Source organism: Amycolatopsis ultiminotia, from assembly GCF_039536925.1.
GTDB lineage: Bacteria > Actinomycetota > Actinomycetes > Mycobacteriales > Pseudonocardiaceae > Amycolatopsis > Amycolatopsis ultiminotia.
Window position 1 is genome coordinate 465,765 of sequence record NZ_BAAAZN010000002.1, and the last position, 14,966, is coordinate 480,730.

A 14,966-nucleotide genomic window follows, 5' to 3' on the forward strand; every position below is an offset into this window, starting at 1 on the left:
CTACACTCGGACCGTGGCCGAACCTCTCATCGCACCCAGCATCCTGTCCGCGGACTTCGCCCGGCTCGGTGCGGAGATCGCGGCCGTCGCGCAGGCCGGTACGGCCCGCGCGGACTGGGTGCACGTGGACGTGATGGACGCGCATTTCGTGCCCAATCTGACCCTCGGCCTGCCGGTGGTGCAGTCGCTGTTGAAGGTCGCCGACATACCGCTCGACTGCCATCTGATGATCGAGGATCCGGACCGCTGGGCGATCGGGTACGCGGAGGCCGGCGCGTACAACGTGACCGTGCACGCGGAGGCCGCGAAGGATCCGGTCAAACTGGCCAAGGACCTGCGCGCGGCAGGGGCGAAGGCGGGTCTTTCGATCAAACCGGGCACGCCGCTGGAACCGTGGCTCGACGCGCTCAAGCACTACGACACGCTGCTGGTGATGTCGGTCGAACCGGGCTTCGGCGGACAGTCGTTCATCGCGGACGTCCTGGAGAAGGTCCGCACCGCGCGCCGGCTCGTCGACACCGGGCAGCTGAAGCTGGTCGTCGAGATCGACGGCGGGATCAACGCCGACACCATCGAGCAGGCCGCCGAAGCCGGGGTCGACTGCTTCGTGGCCGGCTCGGCCGTCTACGGCGCGGACGACCCGGGGCAGGCCGTCGCCGCACTGCGTGCACAGGCCGCCCGGCACCGCGCGGGCTGAGTGCACGGCCCGGGAAGCCCCGGGGACCGCGCGGGTGTTGGATGGAGGGACCGCCAAGGGCGGTGGTCCGGCGAGGAGGGCAGCAGTGTTCACGGGAATTGTCGAAGAGATCGGCGAGGTCACCGCGGTCGAGCAGCGGACCGACGCGGCCCGGCTGACGGTGCGTGGCCCGCTGGTCACCTCCGACGCCGCGCACGGTGACTCGATCGCGGTGAGCGGGGTGTGCCTGACCGTGGTCACCGTGTCCGGGGACGCATTCACCGTCGATGTGGTGAACGAGACACTCCGGCGTTCCAGCCTCGCCAAGGTGGCCGCCGGTGACCCGGTCAACCTCGAGCGCGCGACCCCGGCAGGCGGCCGGCTCGGCGGGCACATCATGCAGGGGCACGTGGACGGCACCGGCGTGTTCGTCTCCCGTGACGAGCAGGGCGTGACCACGTTCGCGCTGCCCCCGGCGCTTTCCCGGTACGTGGTGGAGAAGGGCTCGATCGCCGTGGACGGGGTTTCGCTCACCGTGGCGAGCATCTCCGAGGAGCGGTTCTCGGTCGCGCTGATCCCGACCACGCTGGAAGCCACCACCCTCGGCAGGCGCGAGGGCGGTGATCTGGTGAACCTGGAAGTCGACGTGGTCGCCAAGTACGTGGAGAAGCTCACTGCCCCACACGTGGCGGCGAGCGCGCACAATGTGTGACGTCGGCCCCGAAGCAGGTGAGGAGCACCCGTGAGCGAGACGAAGGCAGCGGCCGAGCCGAAGGCGGGATGGAGCCCGTGCGGGGCAGGCGCGGTGTTCGACGTGGGCGCGATCGAAGCGGCGATCGCGGACATCGCGGCCGGGCGCGCGGTGGTCGTGGTCGACGACGAGGACCGCGAGAACGAGGGTGACCTGATCTTCGCCGCGGAGAAGGCGACGCCGGAGCTGCTGGCGTTCATGGTGCGCTACACCTCGGGTTACGTATGCGTGGCGCTCACCGAGGAGGAGGCCGACCGGCTCGACCTGCCGCCGATGTATCACACGAACCAGGACCAGCGCGGTACCGCGTACAGCGTCACGGTGGACGCCGCCGAGGGCGTCACGACCGGGATCTCCGGTGCGGACCGGGCGCACACCACGCGGTTGCTGGCCGATCCCGAGGCGACCGCGAAGGACTTCCGCCGTCCGGGGCACGTGGTGCCGTTGCGGGCGAAGGAGGGCGGGGTGCTGCGCCGTCCCGGGCACACCGAGGCTTCGGTGGATCTCGCCCGGCTGGCCGGCCTGCATCCGGCGGGTGTGCTGTGCGAGATCGTGTCGCAGAAGGACGAGGGCGATATGGCCCGCCGCGACGAGCTCGAGGTGTTCGCGGCCGACCACGACCTGCGGATGATCACCATCGCCGACCTGATCGCCTACCGGCGGCGTACCGAAAAGCAGGTGGAGCGCGTCGCCGACGCCCGGATCCCGCTGGCCGCGGGCACCTTCCGCGCGGTCGGCTACGACAGCCTGCTCGACGGCATCGAACACGTCGCGTTCGTGTACGGCGAGGTCGGCGACGGCGAGGACATCCTGGTCCGGGTGCATTCGGAATGCCTGACCGGCGACGTGTTCGGCTCGCTGCGCTGCGACTGCGGCCCGCAGCTGGACGCGGCGCTGCAGGCGGTGGCGGACGAGGGCCGCGGCGTCGTGCTCTACATCCGCGGGCACGAGGGCCGCGGGATCGGGCTGTTGCACAAGCTGCAGGCCTATCAGCTGCAGGACGCGGGCGCGGACACCGTGGACGCGAACCTCGCGCTCGGCGTGCCCGCCGATGCGCGGGATTACGGCACCGGCGCGCAGATCCTGTGCGACCTCGGCGTGCGGTCGATGCGGTTGCTGACGAACAACCCGGCCAAGCGGGTCGGCCTCGAGGGGTACGGGCTGCGGGTCACCGGGCGGGTGCCGCTGCCGATCTCGCCGAATCCGGAGAACCTGCGGTACCTGCGTACCAAGCGGGACCGGATGGGCCACGACCTTGCGCAGCTGGAGCACTACGACCAGGTCGGCGCGGCCGGTCCGGAAGGCGATGAGGAGAGCACGCGATGAGCGGCGAGGGGCGGCCGGAGACCGCGCTCGACCTGCGGGACTGCAAGGCACTGCGGCTGGCCGTGGTGGCCACGCGCTGGCACGCGAAGATCACCGACGCGCTGCTGGAGCGAGCGCTGGCCGCGGCCAAGGAGGCCGAGCTGGAGGAGGAGCCCACCGTGGTCCGCGTCGCGGGCGCGGTGGAGCTGCCGGTGGCGGTGCAGGCGCTGGCACGCAACCACGACGCGGTCGTCGCGCTGGGTGTGGTGGTCCGCGGGGGCACCCCGCATTTCGAGTACGTGTGCGACGCGGTCACCGCGGGCCTCACCCGGGTCGCGCTCGACGAGAGCACACCGGTCGGCAACGGCGTGCTGACCTGCGACACCGAGCAGCAGGCGCTGGACCGCGCCGGCTTGCCAGGTTCGGTGGAGGACAAGGGTTACGAGGCGACCGTGGCCGCACTGGACACCGCACACGTGCTCCGCGGCCTGCGCCAGCCGTGGACCGAACGGGGATTCGTGTGAGGCCCGCTGACGCACTTTTTCCCGTGGAGGCGGCGTTCCGTACTGCCGACGTGCTTTTTCCCGCGGAGGCGGCGTTCCGTACTGCCGACGTGCTTTTTCCCGCGGAGGCGGCGTTCCGTACTGCCGACGTGCTTTTTCCCGCGGAGGCGGCGTGAGCAGCGTGATGACCGAGCAGGAGACCGCCCTCGTGATCCGGCCGCGTCGGGCGCTGGTCATGTGCAGCGTGCTGGCGGTGGTGTTGCTCGCGGTGTTCGTGGTGGTGGCGGTGCTGCTGCGCAGTTCGCGGACCGGGGTGGTGTTCGAGCCGTCGGATCAGGTCGCGATGATCGGCATCGGGGTGCTGCTGGCCGCGGGCACGATGCTGTTCGCGATGGCCAGGGTCCGCGCCGACGCGACCGGTATCGAGATCCGCAATGTGCTCACGACCCGTCGCTTCGCCTGGGCCGACGTGTTGTCGATCAGTTTCCCGGACGGCGCGTCGTGGGCCCGGCTGGAGCTGCCGGACGACGAGTACTTCTCGGTGATGGCTGTGCAGGCGGTGGATCGCGAACGCGCGGTGGCCGCAGTGCGCGCGCTGCGCCGGCTGCACCGTGCGGCGGCGGGTTCCTGAGCCGCACCGGTCCGTGGTGCGCTCTTGCTTGCCCGTCGGTGACCTCGTGCTCATCCGGCCGAAACACGCCACCGGTTTCCTGGATCCGCCCACCACAGCGGATCGGACGGAGACGAGATGGCGACCAGCTACGACGAGATCGGTGGTCAGGAGGCCCTGATCACCGTCGTCGACGATTTCTACGCGCGGGTTCTCGCGGACCCCGACCTGGCGCCGTTCTTCCGCGGCACGAATCTGCCGCGGTTGAAGGGCATGCAGGTGGAGTTCTTCGCCGCCGCGCTGGGCGGTCCGGACGAGTACCGCGGGCGGACCATGAAGGACGTGCACCGCGGCCGCGGTATCGAGCAGCGGCACTTCGACCTGGTGGCGAAGTACCTGACCGAGGCACTGCAGGCGGCAGGGGTGCCGCAGCCCATGGTGGACACGATCCTGGGCGCGGTCGCACCGCTCGCCGAGGACATCGTGGCGCCGCTGTGACGGGTCGTCAGCGATCCAGGTCCACGACGATCGGTGCGTGGTCCGAGGGGCCCTTCCCCTTGCGGGCTTCGCGGTCGACGTACGCGTCGGTCACCGCCCCGGCGAATGCCGCGTTCCCGTACACCAGGTCGATGCGCATTCCCCTGTTGTTCGGGAAATTCCCGGCACGGTAGTCCCAGTAGGTGAACGGGTGGTCGTACTTCAGCGGCCTGGGGAAGACGTCCGACAGACCGGCCTCGCGCAGTGCCGTGAGTGCCGCTCGTTCCGGACCGGTCACGTGCGTGGCACCGGCGAAGGCTTCGATGTCCCAGACGTCCGCGTCGGTCGGGGCCACGTTGAAATCACCCAGTACGGCGAACGGCCGGGGCTCGCGCAGCTCCGCGCCCACCAGGCCGCGCAGCGCCGCCAGCCATTCGACTTTGTAGGCGTAGTGCGGGTTTTCCGGCTCCCGGCCGTTCGGCACGTACACCGACCACACCCGTACCCCGCCGCAGGTGGCACCGATCGCGCGTGCTTCGGACTGCCCGTCGAACTGCGGCTCGCCGGGCAGTCCGCGCACCACGTCTTCGAGGCCCGCCTTCGACACGATCGCGACGCCGTTCCACCGGCCGAGCCCGAAGGCGGCGACCTCGTAGCCGAGCGCGCGGACCTGGTCGGCGGGGAACGCTTCGGTGGTGTTCTTGAGCTCCTGCAGGCACAGCACGTCCGGCGCGGTGTGCTCCAGCCAGTCCAGCACCCGCGGTAACCGGGGCAGGATCGAGTTCACGTTCCAGGTCGCGACGCGCATGCGGCCGAGCATCCCACATCCGGTGGCGCGGCCCCGGTCGCAGAGCCGGCCGGGGTGGCCAGCGCAGGGGCGCCGCGAAACTGTCGGGGGCGGACCATAGGGTGGAGAGGTGGCTGACCCGACCACCTACCGACCCCAGCCCGGGAGCATCCCGGACGCCCCCGGCGTGTACAAGTTCCGCGACGCCGCGAAGCGGGTCATCTACGTCGGCAAGGCGAAGAGCCTGCGCAGCAGGCTGAACTCGTACTTCGCCGACCTGTCCGGCCTGCACCCGCGCACCCGCCAGATGGTCACCACCGCGGCGAGCGTCGAGTGGACCGTGGTCACCACCGAGGTCGAAGCACTCCAGCTGGAGTACAACTGGATCAAGGAGTTCGACCCGCGGTTCAACGTCCGTTACCGCGACGACAAGAGCTACCCGGTGCTCGCGGTGACCCTCAACGAACAGTTCCCGCGGCTGCACGTCTACCGCGGTGCGCGCAAGAAGGGCGTGCGGTACTTCGGGCCGTACTCGCACGCGTGGGCCATCCGCGAAACCCTCGACCTGCTGTTGCGGGTGTTCCCGGCGCGCACCTGCTCGGCCGGGGTGTTCCGCAGGCACGGCCAGATCGGCAGGCCCTGTCTGCTCGGCTACATCGACAAGTGCTCGGCGCCGTGCGTCGGCCGGGTGTCCGCGGACGAGCACCGCGCCATCGTCGAGGACTTCTGCGACTTCCTGGCCGGTCGCACGGACGCGATGATCAAGCGGCTGGAACGTGAGATGGCGCAGGCGTCCGAGGAGCTGGAGTTCGAACGCGCCGCGCGGCTGCGTGACGACCTCGGCGCGCTGCGCCGGGCGATGGAAAAACAGGCGGTGGTGTTCGGCGACGGCACGGACGCCGACGTGGTCGCGTTCGCGCACGACGATCTCGAGGCCGCGGTCCAGGTGTTCCACGTGCGCGGTGGCCGGGTCCGCGGACAGCGCGGCTGGGTGATCGACAAGGCCGAGGAGATGGACGTCGCGGCGCTGGTCGAGCATTTCCTCACGCAGTTCTACGGCGAGGAGTCCGACCGCGCGGGCCGCGACGACGTGAACATCGGCCCGGTCGTGCCGCGCGAGGTGCTGGTGCCGGAGCTGCCCGCGGACGCCGACGCGCTCGCCGAGTGGCTCTCCGGCCTGCGCGGTTCGAAGGTGCGGCTGCGGGTGGCCCAGCGCGGGGACAAGAAGACGCTGGCCGAGACCGTGCAGCGCAACGCCGCGGAGGCGTTCACCCAGCACAAGCTGCGCCGTGCGGGCGATCTCACCGCACGGTCGGCGGCGCTGCAGGAGCTGCAGGACTACCTCGCGCTGGACAGCGCTCCGCTGCGCATCGAATGCGTGGACATCAGCCACATCCAGGGCAGCGACGTGGTGGCTTCGCTCGTGGTGTTCGAGGACGGCCTGCCGCGCAAATCGGAGTACCGCAAGTTCGCGCTGCGGGAGGCCGCCACCGAGGGCGACGTCGCCTCCATCGCCGAGGTCGTACGGCGGCGCTTCTCCCGCTACCTCAAGGAAACCGGCGCAGCTGCCGGACCTGCCGCGACGGGTGCACCTTCGGCAGCCGGTGATTCGGCTGTCACCGCCGGATCGGCCGCAGCCACCGGACCCGCCGACTCGGCTGAAACCAGCGAACCTGCTGCAACCGCCGAATCCGCCGCAGTCGCCGCAGCGGGTGACGAGGCCGTGGAACCGGTGCGCGCGGGGATCGATCCGGAGACCGGGCGGCCGCGCAAGTTCGCCTATCCGCCCAATCTGCTCGTGGTCGACGGCGCGGGCCCGCAGGCCACCGCGGCTGCGGATGTGCTGGCCGAGCTGGGGATCACCGATATCGCGGTGGTCGGGCTCGCGAAGCGGCTCGAAGAGGTGTGGCTGCCCTCCGATCCGGATCCGGTGATCCTGCCGCGCACGTCGGACGCGCTGTACCTGCTGCAGCGGCTGCGCGACGAGGCGCACCGGTTCGCCATCCGCTACCACCGCGAGAAGCGGGCGAAGCGGCTGCAGGCGTCCGAATTGGACAGTGTGCCCGGACTGGGGCAGGCTCGGCGCACCGCGCTGATCAAGCATTTCGGCTCGGTGAAGAAGCTCAAACAGGCCAGGGTCGAGGAGATCGAGGCGGTGCCGGGGTTCGGCAGGCGCACCGCGGAAGCCGTGGTGGCGGCGCTGGCCGGGGAGACCGGTGCCGGAGGGGAGCAGGGGTCGTGATCGGGGAAGGAAGCATCGTGAGTGCGCAAGAGGGCAACCGGGGGACCGGGATGGAGGTCGCCGTCGTCAGCGGCCTGTCCGGGGCGGGGCGGTCCACCGCGGCGAAGTGCCTGGAGGACCTCGGCTGGTTCGTCGTGGACAACCTGCCGCCGGAGCTGATCGCCACCATGGTCGAACTGGGTGCACAGGCGCGCGGCGCGATCACCAAGGTGGCCGTGGTGATGGACGTGCGCTCGCGCGCCTTCACCGACGACCTGGCCTCGGTGATCAAGGATCTGGACGCACGCGGCTACAAACCCCGCGTGCTGTTCCTGGAGGCCACCGACGCGGTGCTGGTCCGCCGGTTCGAGGCGGTCCGCCGCGGCCACCCGATGCAGGGCGACGGCAGGCTGGCGGACGGCATCACCGCCGAGCGCAGGCTGCTCGCCCCGTTGCGCGAGGAGGCCGATCTCGTGCTCGACACGTCCGCGCTGTCGGTGCACGACCTGCGGGCGAAGATCGAGGACGCGTTCGGTTCCGAGGCGAGCACCCAGACCCGGGTGACGGTGCTGTCCTTCGGCTACAAGTACGGTCTGCCGATGGACTCGGACCTCGTGATGGACGTGCGGTTCCTGCCCAACCCGTTCTGGATCCCGGAGCTGCGCGAGCACACCGGCCTCGACAGCGAGGTACGCAACTACGTGCTCTCGCAGGAGGGCGCCGAGGAATTCCTCGACCGCTACCACCAGCTGCTGCGGCTGATCGGCGCAGGCTACAAGCGCGAGGGCAAGCGGTACCTCACGCTCGCGGTCGGCTGCACCGGCGGCAAGCACCGCAGTGTCGCACTCTCCGAGGAACTCGCCAAGCGACTGTCCAACGAGGACGGAATGGCCGTGAAGGTGGTGCACCGCGACCTTGGCCGTGAGTGACGTGCGCGCGGTGGCGCTCGGCGGGGGACACGGGCTGCACGCGACGCTGACCGCGTTGCGCCGGGTGACCCGCGAGGTCACCGCGGTCGTCACGGTCGCCGACGACGGGGGCTCGTCCGGCCGGCTGCGCCGCGAGCTGGGCCTGCTGCCGCCGGGTGACCTGCGGCAGGCGTTCGCCGCGTTCGCCGCCGAGGACGGCGGGCAGCTGTGGGCGGAGGTGTTCCAGCACCGCTTCGGCGGCGACGGTGCGCTCGCCGGGCATGCGGTGGGCAATCTGCTGCTCGCCGGGTTGTTCGAGGTGCTCGGCGATCCGGTGGCCGCCCTCGACGAGGCAAGCAGGCTGATGGGCATCTCCGGGCGGGTGCTGCCGATGTCGCCGGAACCGCTCGAGATCGAGGCCGAGGTGATCGGTCTCGACAGCGAGGACCCGGACGCGATCCGGCGCATCCGCGGACAGGTGGCGGTGGCGAGCACACCGGGCCAGGTGCAGCGGATCAGCCTGCACCCGGCCGGTGGCGTCGAACGGCCGCCGCGGGGCTGTGCCGAGGCGATCGACGCGGTGCTCGGCGCGGACGTGGTGTTCCTCGGCCCCGGCTCGTGGTTCACCAGCGTGCTGCCGCATCTGCTGGTGCCGGATCTGCTCGACGCGCTCGAGCGCACCACCGCGGCCAAGGTCGTGGTGCTCAACCTGATCCCCCAGCCGGGGGAAACTGCCGGATTCTCGCCGGAGCGGCATCTGGACGTACTCTTCGAACACGCCCCCGCGCTGCGGGTCGACGCGGTGATCGCGGACCGCGATTCGGTGCCCGACCCGGCCAGTCTGCGCAGGGCGGCCCGCAGACTGGGTGCGCACGCGCTCCTGGGGGCGGTGGCCGACCCGGTCGTGGCGGGACGGCATGATCCTGGTGCGCTTGCCCGGTGCGTGCGGGAGGCGATCGGGGAGCACCGTGGCTGAGGGCGGGTGCGCAGCGGAAGGCAGGAGGGGCAGCAGATGGCGATGACCGCCGCGGTGAAGGACGAACTGAGCAGGCTCGAGATCACGAAGATGGGGCCACGCCGGGCGGAGGTCGCGTCGATGTTGCGGTTCGCGGGCGGCCTGCACATCGTGGCGGGCCGGGTGGTGGTCGAGGCGGAGCTGGACACCGGATCGGTAGCCCGGCGGTTGCGCAAGGAGATCCACGAGCTGTACGGGCACCATTCGGACGTGCACGTGATCACCGCGAGCGGCGGGCTGCGCAAGGGGACGCGGTACGTCGTGCGGGTGGTCAAGGACGGGGAGGGGCTGGCCCGCCAGACCGGTCTGATCGATCAGCGCGGCCGTCCGGTGCGCGGGCTGCCTGCCGCGGTCGTGTCCGGCGGAGTGGCCGACGCGGAGGCGGCGTGGCGTGGTGCGTTCCTCGCGCACGGCTCGCTCACCGAACCCGGCCGTTCCTCGTCGCTGGAGGTGACCTGCCCCGGCCCGGAGGCGGCGCTGGCGCTGGTCGGCGCGGCGCGGCGGATGGGCATCCAGGCGAAGTCGCGCGAGGTGCGCGGTGCGGACCGGGTCGTGGTCCGCGACGGCGACGCGATCGGCGCGCTGCTGACCCGGCTCGGCGCACACACGAGCGTGCTGCAGTGGGAGGAGCGGCGGATGCGCCGCGAGGTGCGCGCGACCGCAAACCGGCTCGCCAACTTCGACGACGCCAACCTGCGGCGCTCCGCGCGCGCGGCGGTGGCCGCGGCCGCCAGGGTCGAGCGGGCGCTGGACATCCTCGGCGAAACCGCCCCGGACCACCTGCTGGCGGCGGGCAAGCTGCGCCTGTCGAACCGGCAGGCATCGCTGGAGGAACTGGGCCAGCTGTCCGATCCGCAGATGACCAAGGACGCGGTCGCCGGCCGGATCCGCAGGCTGCTCGCGATGGCGGACAAACGCGCGAAGGACCTGAGCATCCCGGACACCGAGTCCGCGGTGACGGCGGAGATGCTCGAAGAAGAGGTGTGACCCGGTCCGTGCCCGTCCCAGCCCGCCCCGGGCTCCCGCGGATGCGCCGGGCCTGCCGGTAAGGCGGGGCACCGGCCGGTGGTGCACCGGTCCGTTTGGTGCACCTGGTGGCGGCCCGCCGCTCGACCGATGGCACTGCCGCGGTCGTCGAGGACGACGTACTGCCCGGCCTCGGCTCGTTCGACGGCGAGGGCACGGCACTGTGGTGAGGCACGGCCACGACGTCCGGTGATCGGGCGTGGCTCTGCGTGATCTCGCGCCGGAGCACGAGCCGGTGCCGCCCGGCCCGGCTCGGTTCCGTTGTGGCGGTTCCGGGCGCCAGTGCCGGCCCGGCCGCTGCTCGCCGATCCGTCCGCGGGGGGTCGAGCAGCGCACCGCCTGGGCTGCCGGGCGTCCATCCACTGTGGACGGCCGTCGCGGCCCGGCGGGGGTTCGCTACGGTGGGGCAATGATCGATCTTCCGCTTTCCACGCTCGAGCTGGCGCTGGTGCAGACAGGGCGCGCGGCACCCGAGGCACTGGCACCGCTGGCCGGCATCGGGCAGCGCCTCGACGAACTGGGCTACCACCGGCTCTGGTTCGCCGAGCATCACGGGTCACCGGCGATCGCCAGTGCGTCGCCGCAGGTGCTGGCCGCGCACGTGGCCGCGGTGACCTCGCGGGTGCGGATCGGTTCGGGCGGGGTGCTGGCGCCCAACCATGCACCGTTCGTGCTCGCCGAGCAGTTCGCCACGCTGTCCGCGCTCAGCGGCGGACGGGCCGACCTCGGGATCGGCCGCGGACCGGGTGCGATCGATCCGGTACTGCTCAGCGCGCTGCGCCGCGGCGCGGAACCGACCGGCGAGGCCGGTTACCTCGCCGACCTCGACGAGCTGCTGCGCTACCTCGGGCGGGACACCGGACTGCGCGTGCTGCCGGGGGAAGTGCCGGTGCCGCAGCCGTGGCTGCTCGCATCCAGCCCGGCCGGCGCCGAGATCGCCGCCGAACGCGGGCTGCCGATCGCGTTCGCGCACCACATCCGGCCGGACAACACCGCCGCGTCGCTGGCCCGCTACCGCGAGCGGTTCCGTCCGTCGAAGTGGCGCGCGGAGCCGTACGTGCTGCTGGCCGTGGAGACGGTCTGCGCGGACAGCGACGACGAGGCCCACTACCTCGCCGGGCCGTCGAACGTGCTCAAGGAGGATCTGCTCACCAGCGGCGGGCAGGACACCGAACTGCTCGATCCGGAGCAGGCCGCCGCGCACGTGCCCGCTCCGGGGATGGCCGAGCAGATCACCCAGTTCCGTGCGGCGCAGGCACACGGCGGACCGGAGTACGTCGCCGACCGACTGTCCACACTGGCCGCGGAGACCGCCGCGGACGAGCTGATGATCGTCACCCCGGTCTACGACGCGAAGGCGCGGCTGCACTGCTACGAACTCGTTGCCGGAGCTTGACGGCGGGCGTGAACTCGTCGCTGGGGTCTGACTGCGGGCGTGAGCTGGTTGCCGGAGCTTGACTGCGGGCGTGAGCTGGTTGCCGGAGCTTGACTGCGGGCGTGAGCTGGTTGCCGGAGCTTGACTGCGGGCGTGAGCTGGTTGCCGGAGCTTGACCGCGGGCACGAACTCGTCGCCGGGGCCTGACTGCGGACGTGAACTCGTCGCCGGGGCCTGGCCGTCGGGAAACGGCTGCACCGCGAGGAGCGGCAGGGGTGACCGGCGCCGCTCCGGTCACCCCTGCCGCGGCTTTCGGTCCGGTGGCGGACTTCGGAGCCGCCGCCGGGAAAACCGGGGAATGGGACTTAGTTAGGAAACTTTCTTATTTTTTGCCGGAACAGATCACACACCCTGGAACACGACTGTGTCAATAGCGCACGCGAGTCGTGACTCTCCGGAACCGCGGCCGGGATGCGGGTCCGGCGAACCCCGATGCGAACGGCGGGCGAACCCGCGACAGGCCGGCTATCCGGCGATGTCCGCCCGCGCGAGGACCTTGGTGATCCTCGCCCGGACGAGGGATTCCTCCGGGACCGCGTTGCGCTTCCCGTACGCCTCGGCGTTCGCCTCGCCCATGTAGCGGGCGCCGAGCCGGGTGGCCCATTTCAGCATCTCGTCCGGGTCGTGGTGCAGTGCGGCCTCGGCGGTGAACTGGACGTACGAATACGGCGGACGCTGGTCGTCGACGGAGAGGGAGATCCGCGGGTCGCGGCGGATGGCCTTGCCCTTGAGGGTTTCCGTGCCGGTGGTGAAGATCAGCTCGTCGCCGTCGGTGCCTTCGTGCACCAGGAACCACACCGGGGTGACGATCGGTGCGCCGTTCGCCCGCACGAGTCCCAGCATCCCGGTACGGGTGCCGCCGCTGGCGAAGGCAAGCCACTCGTCGCGGCTCATCTCACGCATGGGGTGACCTTAGCGGCTCACCCGCGCGTGCGCGCAGCGTGGCCGACTAGCCTGGCCTGCTGTGCGAGACGACGAGATGACCGCAGCGGGCCTTGCCGACGAGGGGCTGACCCGCCGGCTGAAGGCGCTCGCCTGCACCGCGCCGCTGCACGACCTGGACGCACGCAAGGCCAAGCTCGACTGGGCCGACGCGACGATCTACCAGATGGCCGAGATCGCGCTGCACACGATCGACCAGGTCACCATCGCGATGGACTTCGACACCGGCGCCGGGCACGACGAGGTGATCGACCGGCTGCTGCCGTTCATCGCGGTGCAGGCGCCGTCGCGGATGCCCGACGAGCACGTCCGGGTGGCGAAGTGGGTGCTGGACAACCTGATCAACGTCGGCACCACCGACCGCGGCTTCCGGCGGGTCTACGGATCGCTGGGCCCCGGCGGCTACCAGCGCCGTCAGTTCGACTTCAAGCTGCTGGTCGAGCTGGCCGCCCCGGACGGCGAGGTGTACCTGCGGGCCACCGACGAGGCGATCAACGTCCTCGTCGGCGCGCTGGACACGGACGTCGAATCGGCGCAGATCGCGGCCGAGGTGAAGCTGGAGAACCTGATCAACCGCGGCCGGCTCGCCGACGCGAAGCTCGCCGCCGAGCAGGCGCGCTACCGCACCGTGCAGTACGGCGAGACACTGCGGGCCAAGCTCGACGCAACGCGCCGTGACGTGCGCGCGGTCGACTGGGAGGACGAGGTGCCCGAGCTGATCGAATCGGCGCTGGGGCACATCGAATCCCGGTTCCGCGCGGAGAACGCGATCCTGAAGAACATCACCACCGCGCGCGACGAGTCCGAGGACGCCGACCACAAGCGCCGTGCGGCCGAGCTGGTCGACATCGTCGCCGACTGCATCCGCAGGCACACCCGGCTGCAGTCGCGGCTCGCCGACGCCGGGGCGGTGTTCCGCGCCGAACAGGACCGCCAGCAGTTCTCCGGGCCGCCGCAGCGGGCGACCCTCGACCTGTTCGGGCAGCTGCTGATGCCCACCCTGGACCTGGCGCTGGCCGATGCGGTCGCGCCCGCGGAGCACTTCTTCCACGCCGTCGCCGGCATCGCCCCGCCGGTGGTGCCCTCGCTGTCGTCGCTGGTCTCGCTGTTGCTGCGGCCGGCCCCGGAGCGGGACCAGCTGATCGGCGAGATCCCCGAACCCGAGCTGGTGCCGGCCGAGGTCAGTGACCGCTTCGGCGACGACGTGTGGCGGCTGGCCGACGAGCTGCTGGATCTGCCCGAGGTGCCGCGGCGGCTGTCCGGCCTGCTGGCGGACGCGCGGCGGAGCGGGCAACCCGGGTTGCCGTCACTGGTCGCGTTGCGTGCGCTGTACGCCTACAGTCCCGAGGTCGGTGCGGCCCGCCGGCAGGGGGAACGTCAGGTGCTGCTCGCGGTCGACGACGGCACGCTGCTGGACGATCCGGACTTCGGCGGGGCCGATCTGCTGCTGTACACCGCCCAAGTGGAACGCGCCGATGACGAGACCGAGGAGGTCGCCTGATGCCGGTTACGCACACGAGCGTCGACGCCGAGGCCGCCGCGCGGCTCGTCGCGTTCGGTATGCGCCCGAAGCAGCTGCCGGCCCGCGATGTCGTGTACGGCGAGCTTGTGCGCCGCTACGTGGAGGACAACGCCTTCAAGGCGCTCACGCACGCGGTTGCCGCCGGTCTGGGCCTCATGGTGCTCGAAGTGACACAGCAGGCCGGCTGTGTGCTGGCGGCCACCGACGAGTCCGTCTTCGAGATCAAGATGGACAGCTACGCGCGCCAGGCGAAGATCCGCGAGCGACGTGAGACCGAGAAGGTGCTGCACGGCCTCATCCACCTGGCGACCGCGGCGCTCGGCTACCCACGTCCGGACGACCTGGCCAACGACACCTACATCGGCCGGGTCAGCGTGGAACAGGTCGACGCGATGGTGCGGGAAGCCGCGCGGGTGCTCGACGAGCGCGCGCAGGAAGCGGAGGCGAACAACGACCCGCTGGCCGACGCGCCGGAGCTGGAGCAGGCGTGGCGTGCCTACGCCCGCCGTCCGGCCGCCGCGGCGACCAAGGACGGCCGGATGGCCGCCGACACCACCCGCGGCATGGTGGCGCGTGCCCTGCGGTTCCTTGCCGAACAGGGATTCCTGGTGCCGGTGAGCGACGAACAGGGCGGCACTTACCGCACCACGCCGCGGTACCAGGTCCAGGTGCGCGAGCTGGCCGCGGACGCCGCGTTCGACGATCTGCTCGCACTCGACGTCGTGGCGGTCGCGGGCGCCGGAGGGACGCTGCGCGCGGCCGCTTCGGACACGCTGCAGTAAGAGGGG

Annotated in this window: 16 protein-coding genes; 14 read left to right on the forward strand and 2 right to left on the reverse strand. The window is 71.3% G+C overall.

Features of this window, described 5'->3' with window-relative positions; all coding sequences use genetic code 11:
• Window positions 1-13: 13 nt before the first annotated feature.
• The 7 genes from rpe to ABD793_RS07090 all read left to right on the forward strand — a co-directional run bounded on the left by rpe (window position 14) and on the right by ABD793_RS07090 (window position 4,343).
• Window positions 14-697, forward strand: coding sequence for a ribulose-phosphate 3-epimerase (gene rpe / locus ABD793_RS07060; RefSeq protein WP_344856570.1), 684 nt, complete (start codon window positions 14-16; stop codon window positions 695-697).
• Window positions 698-782: 85 nt separating this feature from the next.
• Window positions 783-1,388, forward strand: coding sequence for a riboflavin synthase (locus ABD793_RS07065; RefSeq protein ID WP_344856572.1), 606 nt, complete (start codon window positions 783-785; stop codon window positions 1,386-1,388).
• 30 nt (window positions 1,389-1,418) lie between these two features.
• Window positions 1,419-2,753, forward strand: a complete 1,335-nt coding sequence (locus ABD793_RS07070) for a bifunctional 3,4-dihydroxy-2-butanone-4-phosphate synthase/GTP cyclohydrolase II (RefSeq protein WP_344856574.1) — start codon at window positions 1,419-1,421, stop codon at window positions 2,751-2,753.
• Complete coding sequence (gene ribH, locus ABD793_RS07075; RefSeq protein WP_344856576.1) at window positions 2,750-3,256, forward strand: 6,7-dimethyl-8-ribityllumazine synthase; 507 nt, start codon at window positions 2,750-2,752, stop codon at window positions 3,254-3,256. The genes ABD793_RS07070 and ribH overlap by 4 nt, the downstream gene beginning before the upstream one ends.
• 23 nt (window positions 3,257-3,279) lie before the next feature.
• Window positions 3,280-3,411, forward strand: coding sequence for a hypothetical protein (locus ABD793_RS07080; RefSeq protein ID WP_344856578.1), 132 nt, complete (start codon window positions 3,280-3,282; stop codon window positions 3,409-3,411).
• A gap of 8 nt (window positions 3,412-3,419) precedes the next feature.
• Window positions 3,420-3,866: a PH domain-containing protein gene (locus ABD793_RS07085; protein WP_344856901.1), complete on the forward strand. Its 447-nt coding sequence runs from the start codon at window positions 3,420-3,422 to the stop codon at window positions 3,864-3,866.
• 117 nt (window positions 3,867-3,983) lie between these two features.
• Complete coding sequence (locus ABD793_RS07090; RefSeq protein WP_344856580.1) at window positions 3,984-4,343, forward strand: group I truncated hemoglobin; 360 nt, start codon at window positions 3,984-3,986, stop codon at window positions 4,341-4,343.
• Between the two features lie 7 nt (window positions 4,344-4,350).
• Here the strand turns inward: ABD793_RS07090 and ABD793_RS07095 are convergent, their stop codons facing one another.
• Window positions 4,351-5,130, reverse strand: coding sequence for an exodeoxyribonuclease III (locus tag ABD793_RS07095; RefSeq protein ID WP_344856582.1), 780 nt, complete (start codon window positions 5,128-5,130; stop codon window positions 4,351-4,353).
• Window positions 5,131-5,239: 109 nt separating this feature from the next.
• Between ABD793_RS07095 and uvrC the strand changes: the two genes are divergently transcribed.
• From uvrC to ABD793_RS07120, 5 genes are all read left to right on the forward strand, one after another.
• Window positions 5,240-7,351: an excinuclease ABC subunit UvrC gene (gene uvrC, locus ABD793_RS07100; protein ID WP_344856584.1), complete on the forward strand. Its 2,112-nt coding sequence runs from the start codon at window positions 5,240-5,242 to the stop codon at window positions 7,349-7,351.
• Window positions 7,352-7,401: 50 nt separating this feature from the next.
• On the forward strand, window positions 7,402-8,259 hold the full coding sequence (gene rapZ, locus ABD793_RS07105; protein WP_344856905.1) for an RNase adapter RapZ: 858 nt from the start codon (window positions 7,402-7,404) through the stop codon (window positions 8,257-8,259).
• A 1-nt stretch (window position 8,260) separates the two neighbouring features.
• On the forward strand, window positions 8,261-9,214 hold the full coding sequence (locus ABD793_RS07110; RefSeq protein WP_344856908.1) for a gluconeogenesis factor YvcK family protein: 954 nt from the start codon (window positions 8,261-8,263) through the stop codon (window positions 9,212-9,214).
• A gap of 36 nt (window positions 9,215-9,250) precedes the next feature.
• Window positions 9,251-10,240, forward strand: a complete 990-nt coding sequence (whiA, locus tag ABD793_RS07115) for a DNA-binding protein WhiA (RefSeq protein ID WP_344856587.1) — start codon at window positions 9,251-9,253, stop codon at window positions 10,238-10,240.
• A 448-nt stretch (window positions 10,241-10,688) separates the two neighbouring features.
• Window positions 10,689-11,675, forward strand: coding sequence for an LLM class flavin-dependent oxidoreductase (locus ABD793_RS07120; protein WP_344856589.1), 987 nt, complete (start codon window positions 10,689-10,691; stop codon window positions 11,673-11,675).
• Between the two features lie 504 nt (window positions 11,676-12,179).
• Here ABD793_RS07120 and ABD793_RS07125 read toward each other — a convergent pair.
• Window positions 12,180-12,617, reverse strand: coding sequence for a PPOX class F420-dependent oxidoreductase (locus ABD793_RS07125; protein WP_344856591.1), 438 nt, complete (start codon window positions 12,615-12,617; stop codon window positions 12,180-12,182).
• A 76-nt stretch (window positions 12,618-12,693) separates the two neighbouring features.
• Between ABD793_RS07125 and ABD793_RS07130 the strand changes: the two genes are divergently transcribed.
• On the forward strand, window positions 12,694-14,157 hold the full coding sequence (locus tag ABD793_RS07130) for a hypothetical protein (RefSeq protein WP_344856911.1): 1,464 nt from the start codon (window positions 12,694-12,696) through the stop codon (window positions 14,155-14,157).
• Window positions 14,157-14,960 (forward strand): hypothetical protein, encoded by an 804-nt coding sequence (locus ABD793_RS07135; RefSeq protein ID WP_344856592.1) that lies wholly within the window; start codon window positions 14,157-14,159, stop codon window positions 14,958-14,960. Before ABD793_RS07130 ends, ABD793_RS07135 begins: the two co-directional genes overlap by 1 nt.
• Window positions 14,961-14,966: the final 6 nt, after the last annotated feature.

Excerpts from the sequence above, each read along its gene's own strand:
- ribH (WP_344856576.1), top strand. The coding sequence starts at position 2,750 with ATGAGCGGCGAGGGGCGGCCGGAGACCGCGCTCGACCTGCGGGACTGC.
- ABD793_RS07085 (WP_344856901.1), top strand. The coding sequence starts at position 3,420 with ATGACCGAGCAGGAGACCGCCCTCGTGATCCGGCCGCGTCGGGCGCTG.
- ABD793_RS07090 (WP_344856580.1), top strand. The coding sequence starts at position 3,984 with ATGGCGACCAGCTACGACGAGATCGGTGGTCAGGAGGCCCTGATCACC.
- ABD793_RS07095 (WP_344856582.1), bottom strand. The coding sequence starts at position 5,130 with ATGCGCGTCGCGACCTGGAACGTGAACTCGATCCTGCCCCGGTTACCG.
- rapZ (WP_344856905.1), top strand. The coding sequence starts at position 7,402 with ATGGAGGTCGCCGTCGTCAGCGGCCTGTCCGGGGCGGGGCGGTCCACC.
- whiA (WP_344856587.1), top strand. The coding sequence starts at position 9,251 with ATGGCGATGACCGCCGCGGTGAAGGACGAACTGAGCAGGCTCGAGATC.
- ABD793_RS07120 (WP_344856589.1), top strand. The coding sequence starts at position 10,689 with ATGATCGATCTTCCGCTTTCCACGCTCGAGCTGGCGCTGGTGCAGACA.
- ABD793_RS07125 (WP_344856591.1), bottom strand. The coding sequence starts at position 12,617 with ATGCGTGAGATGAGCCGCGACGAGTGGCTTGCCTTCGCCAGCGGCGGC.
- ABD793_RS07130 (WP_344856911.1), top strand. The coding sequence starts at position 12,694 with ATGACCGCAGCGGGCCTTGCCGACGAGGGGCTGACCCGCCGGCTGAAG.
- ABD793_RS07135 (WP_344856592.1), top strand. The coding sequence starts at position 14,157 with ATGCCGGTTACGCACACGAGCGTCGACGCCGAGGCCGCCGCGCGGCTC.